The following is a 12,403-nucleotide window of genomic DNA, read 5'->3' as shown; positions in this document are numbered from 1 at the left end:
CACCCCGCGCCCCGCCTTACCCCGCGCCCCGCCTTCCCCCGCGCGTATCGCCTTACCCCGCCTTGCGCGCTTCCGGGCCGCAATCGCCGCCCTCGCCCAGCCGGCACATCGCCTCATGCTGGCTGAGAAAGACCTCCCCGCTCAGACCGGCGAGGAAATCGCTGCGCCGGAGCCGGTCCATCACCGGCCCCTTCACCTCGGAGAGATGAAACCGGATCCCGGCATCCATCAGACGGCGGTTGATATCGGCCAGGCTCTCCAGCGCGCTGGCGTCGATATCATTCACCGCCGGGCACATCAGCACGATATGTTTCAGCCCCGGCGAGCAGGCGGCCAGCGCTTCTATCTTCTCTTCGAGAAAACGCGCATTGCCGAACCAGAGGCTCTCATCAACCCGCAATGACAGGACCCTGGGGGTGGTAATCACCTGATGACGGCTGATATTGCGGTAATGTTCGGTCCCCGGCACCTGGCCCACCACGGCCGAATGCGGATGGCTTGCGCGCCACAATACCAGCAGGATCGAGAGCACGACCCCGGCCGAGATCCCCGCCTCGACCCCAAAGCCCAGCGTCATCAGGATCGTTGCCAGCATCGCCGCGAAATCATGGCGCGACCAGGCCCAGACCCGTGCCAGCGCCGGCAGATCCACCAGCGACAGCACCGCCACGATGATCGTCGCCGCGAGTGTCGCCTGCGGCAGCGCGGCCAGCAGCGGCGCCAGATACAGCGCCGCCAGTGCAATTCCGATGGCGGTAAAGGCCCCCGCCGCCGGGGTCCGCGCGCCCGCGTCGAAATTCACCACCGAACGCGCAAAACCACCGGTCACCGGAAAGGCGCCGCTCATCCCTGCCGCAAGATTGGCGGCGCCAAGGCCCAGAAGCTCCTGATCCGGCCCGATCCGCTCGCGCCGCTTGGCAGCAAGTGTGCGCGCGACCGAGACCGATTCCACGAAGCCCACAATCGAGATCAGGAAGGCCGCCGGTGCCAGCGCAAAGATCAGCGCCATATCCGCCGCGGGCAGCCCCGGAACCGGCAGCCCTGCCGGCACCTGGCCCACCAGCGCCACACCTTTCGCCCCCAGATCAAAGCTTTTCGACAGGGCAATCGTCACAAAGATCGCCATGACCGGCGCCGCCCGGGCGATCACCGTCGCCATGGTCATGCCCAGGCCCAGCCGGATCAGCAAAGGCTTCAGCCGGCTCCGCGCGAACCACAGAAAGACCAGCACGCCGACCCCGATACCGGCAGTGGCGGGGTGCACGCCCTGCGGCTCAGACAGCCGCGAGACCACCGCCGGCAGGGTCGAGCCGCCGCCGCCCATGCCCAGAAGATAGCCAAGCTGCCCCGCCGCGATCAGCAGGCCCGAGGCGGTGATGAAGCCCGAAATCACCGGATGGCTGAGGAAATTCGCCACAAACCCCAGCCGCAACAGCCCCATCAGGACCAGCATCGCTCCGGACATCAGCGCCAGCACCATCGCCGCCGTCATCGCATCCGCCAGGCCCGCTGAAACCACCGGCGCCACCGCCGAGGCCGTCATCAGCGACACCACCGCCACCGGGCCCACCGCCAGCACCCGGCTGGTTCCGAACAGCGCATAGGCCATCAGCGGCAGGATCGAGGCATAGAGCCCGGCCTCGGGCGGCAGTGCCGCCAGCATCGCATAGGCAAGGCTTTGCGGGATCAGCATGATCGTAACGATCACCGCCGCCAGCAGATCCGCGCCGAACGTCGCGCGGTCATAGCGGCTCCCCCAGTCGAGGATCGGCAGCCAGTGGCGCAATTGCTTCATTCCCTGCTCCCGATCTTATCCGCGATCCGGCCCTGTATCCGGTGCGCGATGAGGATGCCCGCACTCATGGCAATCAGAAAAACCAGCGGCTCGGGGCGCAAGAGGCCGAGCGCCGGGATCGCACCCCCCGGACAAAAACCGGCTATGCCCCAGCCGATGCCGAAAAGGGACGCGCCCCCGAACAGGCGCAGGTCGATCCCGCGCCGGGGCGGCAGGTGGAATTCAGTGTCGAAAACCGGCCGTCTGCGGCGCAATATAAACCGGTAACCCGGACCGGCCACCGCCAGCGCCCCCAGGATGACAAAGGCCAGCGAGGGATCCCATGTTCCTGCAATATCAAAGAAATTCAGCACTTTCGCCGGGTTCGCCATCCCCCCGAGCAAAATGCCGCTGCCAAAGACCATCCCGATCAGCAGGGCCGCAATCACCGGCATTCACAGACCTCCGATCAGGTGGCGGATCGCGTAAACCGTCGCCGCCGCGCTCAGCAGGAAGCAAATCGTCGCGACAGCCGAGCGTTTCGACAGTCGCGCATTGCCGCAAATGCCATGGCCCGACGTGCAGCCGCCGCCAAAGCTCACGCCAATGCCGGCCAGGAGCCCGCTGAAAAGGATCCAGGGCCAGGGGGCAGGGCTGTGAAACCCCACCGCGCCGAAGGCAAAGGTGAGCCCCATGGGCGCCAGCACCGCGCCTGTCAGAAAGGCCAGCCGCCAGCCACGCGATCCCGTCAGCACCCCCGTCACGATCCCGGTGACGCCAAGGATCCGCCCGTGCAACGCCATCAGAAGCACCACCGCAAGCCCGATCAGCCCACCGCCCGCAAGGCTCGTCCAGGGGGTAAATCCGGTCATGCCGGCCTGCCGTTTCTGTTGTGCATGGCAATCACTCCCAGACGGTTCTGAACAGATCGAGCGGTATTTTCAGATAGCGCGTGCCATTGGCCTCACGCTCTGGCAGGCGGCCCGCATTGGTGTTCACCTGAAGCGCATGCAGGATCAGTTTCGGCATCGGCAAGGTCGCATCGCGCGCCTCGCGCACCGCGACGAAATCGGCTTCGCCCGGGTGTTTCGAGAGATGGATATTGGTTGCCCGCTGTTCGGCGACAGTGGATTCCCAGGCCGCCGCGCGCCCGCCCTGGCGGTAATCATGGCCGGTGAACAGCCGCGTCGCATCGGGAAGTGCCAGGATCTCCTGGATCGAATGCCACAGCACCCTGGCGCTGCCGCCGGGGAAATCGGCCCGCGCGGTGCCGGTATCAGGCATGAAAATCGTGTCATGGATGAAAGCCGCATCGCCGATCACATAGCTGACCGAGGCCATGGTGTGACCGGGCGAGAACATCACCCTGGCCGGGATTTCCCCGACCATGAATGTGTCGCCCTCGTCATATAGCCTGTCCCATTGCGATCCGTCTGCGGCCAGATCCCGGTTGTAAAACCCGTTCCACAGCGCCTGAACCTTTGTCACCTTCGCCCCGATCGCAATGGGCGCGCCGGTCTGTCGTTTCAGGTAATCTGCGGCCGAGAAATGGTCGGCATGGGGATGGGTGTCGAGGATCTGGTCAAGCCGGTAACCGCGCTCTGCGACAAAGGCCAGCAGGCGATCGGCCTCGATTGTGGCGGTCGCGCCCGACTTCTCGTCATAATCCAGCACCGGGTCGATGATGACACAGGCCTTTGTGACGGGGTCCGCCACCACATATTGAACCGATCCGGTGCGGGCCTCGTAAAAGCCGGTAACCTCGGGACGGGGTGTCATAGCTGCCTCTTCATTCCGGACATATACCGGCAGCCTGTCGGCTCAGGCAAATATATACGCTTTTCCGCAGATACGCAATCACAGAAGGGAACAATATTCTGCCCGACCAGAATATAGCGGACACTCTTCCTTTCAGATACAGGAAATCCGGGATCAGATCACGCGATCATTGCCGCCATCGACAGGGATCTGGGCGCCGGTGGTGCGGGAAAAGCTGCCATCGACCAGTGCCAGCACCGCGCGGGCCACATCCGCCGAGCGCACTTCAGCCCGCATCAGATTGCGCGATTTATACGCCTCCACCGTCAGCCCATAGCGCCGCGCCGAGGTCTCCAGCGCCTCCGGCGTCCAGAGGCGCGTGTCAAACACCGCATCCGGATGGATCGCATTGACGCGGATCCCTTCAGGCGCAAGCTCCAGCGCCGCGACCCGCATCAGCTGCGTCAGCCCCGCTTTCGAGACCGAATAGGCCGCCGCCCCCGGCCCCGGCGCTGCGACATTGCGCGATCCGATGAAAACGACAGCCGGATCGACACCCTGGCGCAGAAAGGGGATCGCCTGTTTCAAAAGCTTCCTGTGCGATGTCAGATTGACCGCCAGTGTATCGTCCCAGACCTGATCCCCCAGGGTCTCGACCGGCGCACCGGCACGGAAGATGCCGACATTCGAGACAAGGATATCAAGCCCGCCATAGTCGCAGACCACCTGATCCAGCGCCGCGGCCACCGCCCTCTCATCGGTGAGATCGGCAGTGATGCTGTCATAGCCGTCGCGGTTCATATGCGCGCGCACCGAAGGGTCAACATCCAGCCCGATCACCACCGCACCCGCCGCCGCCAGCGCTTCGGCAGTGGCGCGACCGATCCCGGCCGCCGCCCCGCTGACCACCGCAACCCGCCCAGCCAGCACCGGGGGTACGGTCTGGCGTTTCAGCCTGGCCTGCTCCGGCTCCCAATATTCCAGGTCGCGAAGCTGCGCTTCGGTCAGCCCCTGCCAGGCCCCGATCTGCGCCGCGCGGCGCAGCGCCACGAGATTGGCCTGCGCCATCTCCGCCACCACCCGCGCGCGCGCGAGGGTCGGGCCAAAGCTGAACGCCGATCCGTCGGGGTTCAGCGCCCAATGCGGCATGTCGGGCAGCGGGATCAGATCCGGGTTCCCGGCCCGGGCCGCATAGCTGCGATAGGCCTCAGAAAATTGCGCGAGGCCGGCCGCAGGGTCAGACCCGACAAGCATCGGGAAGGGCTTCAGATGGATCACATGGTCCGGGCTCAGGGTGCCGTGACGCGCGCGCTCGGCCAGGGTCGCGACCTCGCCGGGCGGCACCGCCCCTGCCGGGCGCGCGATCAGCGCCCGCCCCGCCGCGCGCGACACAAGGCCGCGCAGCCGCGCGACGCCCAACGGATCAGGCTCGGGTCGCGCCTCGGTCAGGGGCGCGAGATTTGCCGCGATCCAGGCCTCAGCCGCGCCACAGATCTTGATCATCCGGTCATAGCTTTGCCGCGCCGTCTCGCCCCAGGTGAAGACGCCGTGATGTTCGAGGAGGATCGCGTCAAACCCCGCTCTTCCCGCCCCGGCCAGCGCCTGGCGGATCTGGCGCGCGAGCTCAAAGCCCGGTTTCACATAGGGCAGAATCAACAGCCGCGCGCCGCAGACCGCCTGCAGCAGCGCCCGCCCGCCCGCATTTGACAGGGTCAGCACCGCATCGGCATGGCAATGGTCGACAAACGCCGCCGGGATCAGCGCATGAACCAGCGCCTCGATCGGGGCCGGTGCCGCATCCGGGTCAAGCCGCGCCCGTTTCACCGCCGCCACCATCGCGCTGTCGGAAAGCGTTTCCAGCTCTGCCAGCGCCAGCAGCGGCGCCAGTTCCAGCCCGGTAAAACCTTCCTCGCCCATATGCCCCAGATCGGACCCGGCGGCCTTGACCCAGATCGCCGGCAGCATCGCGCCGTAAAGATCGCGCGCCTCGCTTTTCCACGAAGTATTGCCGCCGCCATGCAGAACGAGACCCGGATCCTGCCCGATCAGCCACGAGGAATAAGCCCTGAGTGCCAGCCCCGTGAGGCCGGAAGCCGCCGTCTCATCCCAGAGATTTCGCATCACAAACCTCCTCCGGGCATGACCCGGCCAGCGGGCGACAGGATCGCCCGTGATTAAACTGCATTTGGTTGAACTTCAGGCGGTCAGGTGTCAGGCCGTTTGGCGCTGTGCCAGATCGCGGAACATCTCATAGCCCGCAGCGCCGCTCAGGCCCTCATGCACCACGCCCGCCAGCGCCCTGAGCATCGCGACCGGATCTGAGGACTGGAACACGTTGCGCCCCATATCCACCCCTGCCGCGCCCTGGTCGATGGCGCGATACGCCATTTCCAGAGCCTCCGCCTCGGGCAGCTTCTTGCCGCCCGCAATCACGATGGGCACCGGGCAGCCAAGGGTGATCCGCTCGAACCCCTCATCGGTGTAATAGCTTTTCACGAATTGCGCCCCGATCTCAGCCGCGATCCTTGTGGCGAGGCCAAAGTAACGCGCATCGCGCACCATATCCGTGCCAACCCCGGTCACCGCCATGGTCGGGATGCCGTATCTTGTGCCTGTATCGATCAGCTTCACCACATTGGCGATGGATTTATGCTCATATTCTGCGCCAATATAGATCTGCGCCGCCATGGCGCTGGCGCCCAGCCGGATCGCATCATCGATCTCGACCCCCACCAGCTCATTCGACAATTCGGTCAGGATCGAGTTCCCCGCCGAACAGCGCAGCACAATCGGGCGGCGCGATTCCGGCGGGATTGAGCTGCGCAGGCCGCCCCGCGTGCACATCAGCACATCGGCATGGGGCGCCAGCGGCGCGATGGTCAGATCGATCCGTTCCAGCCCGGTCGTCGGCCCCTGGAAATAGCCGTGATCAAAGGCCAGCATCACCGTGCGACCGGTCTCGGGACGGAAGATCTGCGACAGCCGCGCTTTCATCCCCCAGTCATGATGCGCCGCGCCTTTCAGGAAGAACCGGCTGGTATCGGCGGGGCGATCAGCGCCCCAGTCCTTACCGTCTTTGATATCGTCAAGATCTGCCATAACTGCCTCCTAACGGCCGCCTCAGCCGGCCACGTAATCCCGCATCGCGCCGAGGATGATGCTCATCGAAATCGCCCCCGGATCGGGATGCCCGATGGATCGCTCCCCGAGGGATCGCGCCTTGCCAGTCGTCGCGATCATCGCTTTGGTCGCCTCGACACCCGCGAGCGCCGCCTTGGCCGCCGCCGCAGTCGCCGCCTGCAGGTCATCGGCGCCTGCCGCCGCCCGCGCGGCCGGCGCCAGCGCGTCGAGCATCGTCTTCGCCCCTTCCGCCACGCCGCCCCGGCGCTGCACCGCGCCCTCGGCTGCGGCCAGAAACGCCGTGAACCCCTCAGCCGTGATCTCTTCCTGCATCGCGAAAGCCGCAGCCCCGGCGGTAAAGACCGAGCCGAACACCGCCCCCGCCGCCCCGCCGGTATTCGACATGATCGCCATGCCCGCCGCGCGGAACACGCCATCAATGCCCGGCGGCGGCGCCTCCATCACCATCTCGACCGCCTCGAACCCGCGCCGCATGCCGATGCCGTGATCCCCGTCCCCAATCGCCAGATCGGCATCGGTCAGATCGTCCACCCGGTCGAGCACCGCCCGTGCCACCGCTGCCAGCATCAATGCCGCGCCTGCCTCATCAACCCGCATCATTTCGCCTCCAGGCTGGAATAGCCAACCGACCGGCTGGGCATGTCGAGATAATGCTTCAGCTCCGCGTCCAGCCGCATCAGCGAGATCGACAGCCCCGCCATTTCCTGCGAGGTGACCCAGGTGCCAACATCTGACCGATGCACCGTGATGCCGCGATCCGCGAGGATCTGGCGGATCCGGCGGTTCACCACCAGCATCTCCATCATCGTCGTGGCGCCGAGATTGTTGATCAGCAGCGCGACCTCGTCGCCTTTCCGGAACGGCAGATCGGCGAGGATCTTTTCCATCATCTGATCGGTGATCTCATCGGCAGTCCCGAGCTTCTGCCGCGAGATCCCCGCCTCGCCATGCGCGCCCATGCCGATTTCGATCTCATCATCGGCAAGCTCGAAGGTCAGCTTGCCGGTTTCAGGGATCGAGCCGGCAAGCACCGCAACCCCCATCGACCTGAGGCCCGCCATCGCCTTTTTCGCCACGCGCTCAACCTCATCAAGGCTGCCCAGATGCGCCGCAGCCGCGCCGGCCACGCGGATCATCAACAGATCGCCCGCGATACCGCGCCGGTCATGCATCCGTTCCGGCGGGGCTGCGGCCACGTCATCGGTGACCCGCAGGGTGCGGACCTCGATCCCCTCATCGGCGAGCATCTCGGCCCCGATGTCGAAATTCATATTGTCACCGGCATAGTTGCCGTAAAGGAACAAGACGCCTTTGCCGCGATGCACCGCCTTTGCGGCCTCATAAACGATATGCGGCGCGGGCGCGGCGAAGAACTGGCCGCAGGCGGCGCCGTCCCCCATATTCTCGCCGATAAAGCCGTGGAACAGCGGCTCATGCCCAGATCCGCCACCGATCAGCAGCGCGACTTTGCCTTCGGGGATTTCCGCCTTCACGATGGCATCGACGCCCGGCAATCGCCGCGTGCGCCCGTCCGAGGCCAGCACCAGCCCGTCGAGCATCTCATGCACCGCGCGGCGCGGGTCGTTCAGGATTTTCTTGATCGGTTTAGCCATTTCTGTCCTCCGCTGCGGCCCGGTTTTCCCTGATCTGGCGTGCCGGGATATGGTCGAGGATCATAAACAGGATCACTCCGATCAGCAGCACGGGAAATCCGATGACGAAAAGATCATGGGTGAAGGGCTGGCAGAGCATCAGAAAGCCAAGGATGATCAGCCCGCTTGCAAGACGGTAAAACATGATCATGCGCCTCCCTCCTGATGCGAGACGAGCGCCCCTGTCGCGCGGTCAAACAGAAACCCCGCGCCGGGCCTGGGGCAAAAGCGGATCGCCTCGCCCTGAAGCGGTACCGGCCCGCCTTCAAGCACTTTGCGAAACATGCCCGCACGGGTCTCGACCTGCACCGCCGCCTCATAGCCGCGATTGTCGAGCGCGTAGATGCGCCCCTCATGGCCCTGACCAAGGCTTATATCCTCGGGCCAGATCCCCAAACTGACCGGTCCCTTTGCCGTGATCCGCCCGAAACGGCCAGGGTCGAGCGCGCCCTCCCAGCCTGGCACGATGATGCCGTCACCCGTCAGGTCTGCCTCGAAAAACGCCATCGAGGGGCTGCCAATCAGCCGCCCGACAAAGGCGTCGGCGGGGCGGGCATAGATGTCAGCGATACGGCCGGTCTGCAGCACGCGACCGTCATTGACGATGGCAATCCGGTCGGCGATGGCAATGGCGCCGTGATAATCATGCGTGGCATATAGCATGGTCGTGCCATGTTCGCGGTGGATCTGACGCAGTTCCGCCCGGAGCCCCTCGCGCAGTTTCAGATCCAGCGCGGAAAGCGGCTCGTCCAGCAGATAGAGCTTTGGCCGCCGCACCAGCGCGCGGGCGATCGAGACGCGCTGTTTCTCGCCCCCCGACAGCGTGCCGGTGTCGCGGTCGAGGAGATGCCCGATCCGCAAAAGCTCGGCTGTGCGGGACACGCGGATGGCGATCTCGGCCTCGGGCTCGCGATATTTCGGCGAGCGCAGCGCGAAGGCGATATTGTCGTGCACATTCAGCACCGGCAGCAGGTTGAAGCCTTCAAACACCACCGCAACATCGCGCGATGACGCCTCGGCCTCGGTCACATCGCGACCCGCGAGGTGAACCGTGCCGCGATCCGGCTCGACAAGCCCTGCACTGGTCAGAAGGGTCGAGCTTTTCCCTGCCCCCGTCGGGCCAAGCAGCGCAAGGATCTCGCCATCCTCCACCGTCAGGTCAATGCCGCGCAGGGCCTGCTTGCCCTTGTAAGCTTTTGAAACACCTTTCAGTTCCAGCATCGCGCTCATGCCGCCACCTCCGTGATCCGCAACCCGGTTGCGGCATCGAAGAACATCATGCCCTCGCGGGCCAGGGTGACGGCGCCGTCGCCGGGAGCGGTCCGGTGATCGGTGCCTTGCAGGATCTGATCCCCGATGGAGAAGGTGAAAAACCTCTCGCGCCCGACCGAGAAAGTGTCTTCGACCGCCAGGGCATGGCCCTCGCCCGAGACGAGCCGTAAATCGCGCGGGCGGATGCCGAGTTTCAGCGGCCCTTTTGCCGTCAGGCCCGACGGCAATTCGGACTGGCTGATCACCACCGGGCTGTCACCCAGACGCAGCCCCCCTGCAACCGGGATAAGGTCGATCAGATTCATCGAAGGCGAGCCGATGAACTGGCCGGCAAAGATAGAGGCCGGCTGAAAAAAGATCCGGTCCGGCTCGGCCACCTGGACGATTTTCGAATGGTTCATCAATACGATACGGTCCGCCAGTGACATCGCCTCGCGCTGGTCATGGGTGACATAGATCGTCGTCACCCCCAGCTCGCGCTGCAAATGGCCGAGCTCCCACCGCATCTCCTCGCGGAATTGCTCATCAATCGCAGAAAGCGGTTCATCGAGCAGCAAAACGGCGGGGTCGCGGATCACCGCCCGCGCCAGCGCCACTTTTTGCCGCGCGCCGGGCGGCAGGCTGCCGGGGCGGCGTTTCAGATCATCGCCGAGCCTGAACACCCCCGTCACCCAGTCGAGTTTCCGCGCGATCTCGGCCCGCGCCACACCCCGCGCTTTCAGCGGGAAGATGATGTTTTCCGCAATCGAAAGGTTCGGGTAGAGCGAGACGAACTGGAACACCATGGCGATGTTTCTCTCCGAGGGTTTCAGGTCATTGACCCGTTTGCCGTCGAAGAGAATATCGCCCGATGTCGCCTGTTCCAGCCCGGCAATCGCGCGCAGGGTGGTGGTCTTGCCGCAGCCGGACGGACCGAGATAGACCGCGAACTCGCCGTCATTCACCGTCAGATTGACGTTATCGACCGCTGTAAACCCGCCAAAGCGAATGGTCAGATCCTTCAGATCAATCCGCGCCATCAGCGTTCCCCCATTTGTGAGAGGTGGCGCACCAGGATCATCGCAAGCCCCATAATGATGCACAGAAGGATCACCGCCAGCGCCGACGCCTCGCCGGTGTAGAAGTAGGAAAAGGCGGTTTTGGCGACGGCGAAGGAGACGGTTTCGGTCGAGGATCCCGGCCCGCCCCCGGTGAAGGCGACAAAAAGGTCATATTGTTTGAAACAGTCGATCAGCCGCAGGATCAGCGCGATGAACAGCACCGGCGCCGACATCGGCAGGGTGACGCGGAAGAAGACATAGGCCGGGCTGGCGCCATCGACCTCGGCGGCCTCATAGATCGTCTCTGGGATGCCGCGAAAGGCGGCGGTTGCGAGCAGCGCGATAAAGGGCGTCCACATCCAGGTGTCGACCACCGCAGCGGCCCATAAGGCTGGTGTCGCCTGGCTCAGCCATTCGATCTTCGGCAGGCCAATGCCGGAGAGAAGGAAATTCACCACCCCCCATTCCGAATTCAGCATATAGCGCCACAGGAACCCCGCCACGACCGGTGAAAGCATCATCGGCAGCATCAGCGCGGTGAACAGGAAATCGCGGCCCCTGAAAGTCTTTTGCAGCTGATAGCCGACGAAAATCCCGAGGATCATCTGCATCGTCACGCAGATGAACACGAATTTCCCGGTGAACACAAAGCGCTGCCAGATAGCACTATCCGTCAGCAGGTATTCGTAATTCCCAAGGCCCGCCCAGCTCATCCCATCCGCCGGCCGCATCGCCGAGAAGTTATGGAAGCTGTAATAGACCAGACTGATGATCGGATAGGCGACCATGAACAACAGGAGCAGAATGGTCGGCGACAGGAACCCGAGGATCATCAGCCGCCCGGTCGATCTCTTTTGCAGGGGCTGATCCATCATTTCCTCCCCAGCACGCCAAAGGTCATGCCCATCAGCAGATGTTTGCGGATCAGCCAGAAGAAGATCAGCACCGGTACGATCAGCACCACCCCGGCGGCGCAGATCTGCGTCCATTCAATGCCGGTCGCGCCAGAGGCGGTCGAAATCTTGACCGGCAAAGTCTGCGCCTTTGTCGTGGTCAGGATCGAGGCGAAAGCATATTCGTTCCACGAGAAGATGAAGCAAAATCCGGCGGTTGCGGCGATTCCCCCCTTGACCATCGGCAGCACCAGCTTGCGAAACGCGTATAGGCGCGAATAGCCGTTCACGATGGCGATCTGTTCCACTTCGCGCGGGACACCGTCGAAAAAGCCCTTCATGATCCAGGTCGCAAGGCCGACATTGATGAAAACCGCGATCAGGATCAGGCCGATCCGCGTGTCCGCCAGCCCCAGCTGCGCGAACATCATGTGGTAGAACACGAGCACCGCGACCGGCGGCAGCATCCGCGTCGACAGGACGAAGAACATGAAATCGCCCTTGCCGCGAAAATCAAAGCGCGAACAGACATAGCCCGCCAGCGTCCCCAGCAGCACCGCGACCGAGGTGCCGATGGTCGAGACCAGCACGCTGGTCACGAGGGATCGGAAGACGCCGATCGAGGCCGCGCTGTCTTTCGCGGCGCCCACACCAAAGACGCTCTGATAGCCCGAGAAATCCGGCGTGAAGACCAGTTTCGGCGGCATCGAAAACAGGTCCGCGCGGCTTTTCAGCGAGGAAATCACCAGCCAGAGGATCGGGCCAAGATTGTAGATCGTGTAGAGGATCAGAAGTGCGATCATGACCCAGCGGGTGATCGCGGCTGATCCGGTGTGTGAACCGGACATGTTTCCCCCGGACTGGCAGAGTTGA

The 12,403-nt window shown here is 64.3% G+C and carries 13 protein-coding genes; all 13 read right to left on the bottom strand.

Annotated elements, in window-relative coordinates; genetic code table 11:
- Positions 1-52: 52 nt before the first annotated feature.
- The 13 genes from JC607_RS15345 to JC607_RS15285 all read right to left on the bottom strand — a co-directional run bounded on the left by JC607_RS15345 (position 53) and on the right by JC607_RS15285 (position 12,378).
- Positions 53-1,795: a SulP family inorganic anion transporter gene (locus JC607_RS15345; RefSeq protein ID WP_198837782.1), complete on the bottom strand. Its 1,743-nt coding sequence runs from the start codon at positions 1,793-1,795 to the stop codon at positions 53-55.
- Positions 1,792-2,229: a DUF6691 family protein gene (locus tag JC607_RS15340; protein WP_198837781.1), complete on the bottom strand. Its 438-nt coding sequence runs from the start codon at positions 2,227-2,229 to the stop codon at positions 1,792-1,794. The genes JC607_RS15345 and JC607_RS15340 overlap by 4 nt, the downstream gene beginning before the upstream one ends.
- Entirely contained in the window at positions 2,230-2,646 is a 417-nt protein-coding gene (locus JC607_RS15335; protein ID WP_198837780.1) for a YeeE/YedE family protein, read from the bottom strand. It lies immediately after the preceding gene.
- Positions 2,647-2,677: 31 nt separating this feature from the next.
- On the bottom strand, positions 2,678-3,553 hold the full coding sequence (locus JC607_RS15330) for an MBL fold metallo-hydrolase (RefSeq protein ID WP_198837779.1): 876 nt from the start codon (positions 3,551-3,553) through the stop codon (positions 2,678-2,680).
- Positions 3,554-3,706: 153 nt separating this feature from the next.
- Positions 3,707-5,653, bottom strand: a complete 1,947-nt coding sequence (locus tag JC607_RS15325) for an SDR family oxidoreductase (RefSeq protein ID WP_198837778.1) — start codon at positions 5,651-5,653, stop codon at positions 3,707-3,709.
- Positions 5,654-5,743: 90 nt separating this feature from the next.
- The gene (gene lsrF / locus JC607_RS15320; protein WP_198837777.1) at positions 5,744-6,631 is read right to left on the bottom strand and encodes a 3-hydroxy-5-phosphonooxypentane-2,4-dione thiolase; all 888 of its coding nucleotides are present in this window, start codon (positions 6,629-6,631) and stop codon (positions 5,744-5,746) included.
- 21 nt (positions 6,632-6,652) lie between these two features.
- On the bottom strand, positions 6,653-7,273 hold the full coding sequence (dhaL, locus tag JC607_RS15315; protein WP_198837776.1) for a dihydroxyacetone kinase subunit DhaL: 621 nt from the start codon (positions 7,271-7,273) through the stop codon (positions 6,653-6,655).
- Entirely contained in the window at positions 7,270-8,286 is a 1,017-nt protein-coding gene (locus JC607_RS15310; RefSeq protein ID WP_198837775.1) for a dihydroxyacetone kinase subunit DhaK, read from the bottom strand. The genes dhaL and JC607_RS15310 overlap by 4 nt, the downstream gene beginning before the upstream one ends.
- On the bottom strand, positions 8,279-8,476 hold the full coding sequence (locus tag JC607_RS15305; RefSeq protein WP_198837774.1) for a hypothetical protein: 198 nt from the start codon (positions 8,474-8,476) through the stop codon (positions 8,279-8,281). Before JC607_RS15305 ends, JC607_RS15310 begins: the two co-directional genes overlap by 8 nt.
- Positions 8,473-9,555, bottom strand: a complete 1,083-nt coding sequence (locus tag JC607_RS15300) for an ABC transporter ATP-binding protein (protein ID WP_198837773.1) — start codon at positions 9,553-9,555, stop codon at positions 8,473-8,475. Before JC607_RS15300 ends, JC607_RS15305 begins: the two co-directional genes overlap by 4 nt.
- Entirely contained in the window at positions 9,552-10,616 is a 1,065-nt protein-coding gene (locus tag JC607_RS15295; RefSeq protein ID WP_198837772.1) for an ABC transporter ATP-binding protein, read from the bottom strand. Before JC607_RS15295 ends, JC607_RS15300 begins: the two co-directional genes overlap by 4 nt.
- Positions 10,616-11,509, bottom strand: coding sequence for a carbohydrate ABC transporter permease (locus JC607_RS15290; RefSeq protein ID WP_198837771.1), 894 nt, complete (start codon positions 11,507-11,509; stop codon positions 10,616-10,618). The genes JC607_RS15295 and JC607_RS15290 overlap by 1 nt, the downstream gene beginning before the upstream one ends.
- Complete coding sequence (locus JC607_RS15285) at positions 11,509-12,378, bottom strand: carbohydrate ABC transporter permease (protein ID WP_198837770.1); 870 nt, start codon at positions 12,376-12,378, stop codon at positions 11,509-11,511. Before JC607_RS15285 ends, JC607_RS15290 begins: the two co-directional genes overlap by 1 nt.
- Positions 12,379-12,403: the final 25 nt, after the last annotated feature.

It is taken from the genome of Paracoccus sp. IB05 (assembly GCF_016405985.1).
Taxonomy (GTDB): Bacteria; Pseudomonadota; Alphaproteobacteria; order Rhodobacterales; family Rhodobacteraceae; genus Pseudogemmobacter.
The sequence above is the reverse complement of the archived record's forward strand: the minus strand, read 5'-3'. Positions and strand labels throughout refer to the sequence as shown.

Excerpts from the sequence above, each read along its gene's own strand:
- JC607_RS15335 (WP_198837780.1), bottom strand. The coding sequence starts at position 2,646 with ATGACCGGATTTACCCCCTGGACGAGCCTTGCGGGCGGTGGGCTGATC.
- dhaL (WP_198837776.1), bottom strand. The coding sequence starts at position 7,273 with ATGATGCGGGTTGATGAGGCAGGCGCGGCATTGATGCTGGCAGCGGTG.
- JC607_RS15325 (WP_198837778.1), bottom strand. The coding sequence starts at position 5,653 with ATGCGAAATCTCTGGGATGAGACGGCGGCTTCCGGCCTCACGGGGCTG.
- JC607_RS15345 (WP_198837782.1), bottom strand. The coding sequence starts at position 1,795 with ATGAAGCAATTGCGCCACTGGCTGCCGATCCTCGACTGGGGGAGCCGC.
- JC607_RS15285 (WP_198837770.1), bottom strand. The coding sequence starts at position 12,378 with ATGTCCGGTTCACACACCGGATCAGCCGCGATCACCCGCTGGGTCATG.
- lsrF (WP_198837777.1), bottom strand. The coding sequence starts at position 6,631 with ATGGCAGATCTTGACGATATCAAAGACGGTAAGGACTGGGGCGCTGAT.
- JC607_RS15295 (WP_198837772.1), bottom strand. The coding sequence starts at position 10,616 with ATGGCGCGGATTGATCTGAAGGATCTGACCATTCGCTTTGGCGGGTTT.
- JC607_RS15330 (WP_198837779.1), bottom strand. The coding sequence starts at position 3,553 with ATGACACCCCGTCCCGAGGTTACCGGCTTTTACGAGGCCCGCACCGGA.
- JC607_RS15300 (WP_198837773.1), bottom strand. The coding sequence starts at position 9,555 with ATGAGCGCGATGCTGGAACTGAAAGGTGTTTCAAAAGCTTACAAGGGC.
- JC607_RS15305 (WP_198837774.1), bottom strand. The coding sequence starts at position 8,476 with ATGATCATGTTTTACCGTCTTGCAAGCGGGCTGATCATCCTTGGCTTT.
- JC607_RS15290 (WP_198837771.1), bottom strand. The coding sequence starts at position 11,509 with ATGGATCAGCCCCTGCAAAAGAGATCGACCGGGCGGCTGATGATCCTC.
- JC607_RS15340 (WP_198837781.1), bottom strand. The coding sequence starts at position 2,229 with ATGCCGGTGATTGCGGCCCTGCTGATCGGGATGGTCTTTGGCAGCGGC.
- JC607_RS15310 (WP_198837775.1), bottom strand. The coding sequence starts at position 8,286 with ATGGCTAAACCGATCAAGAAAATCCTGAACGACCCGCGCCGCGCGGTG.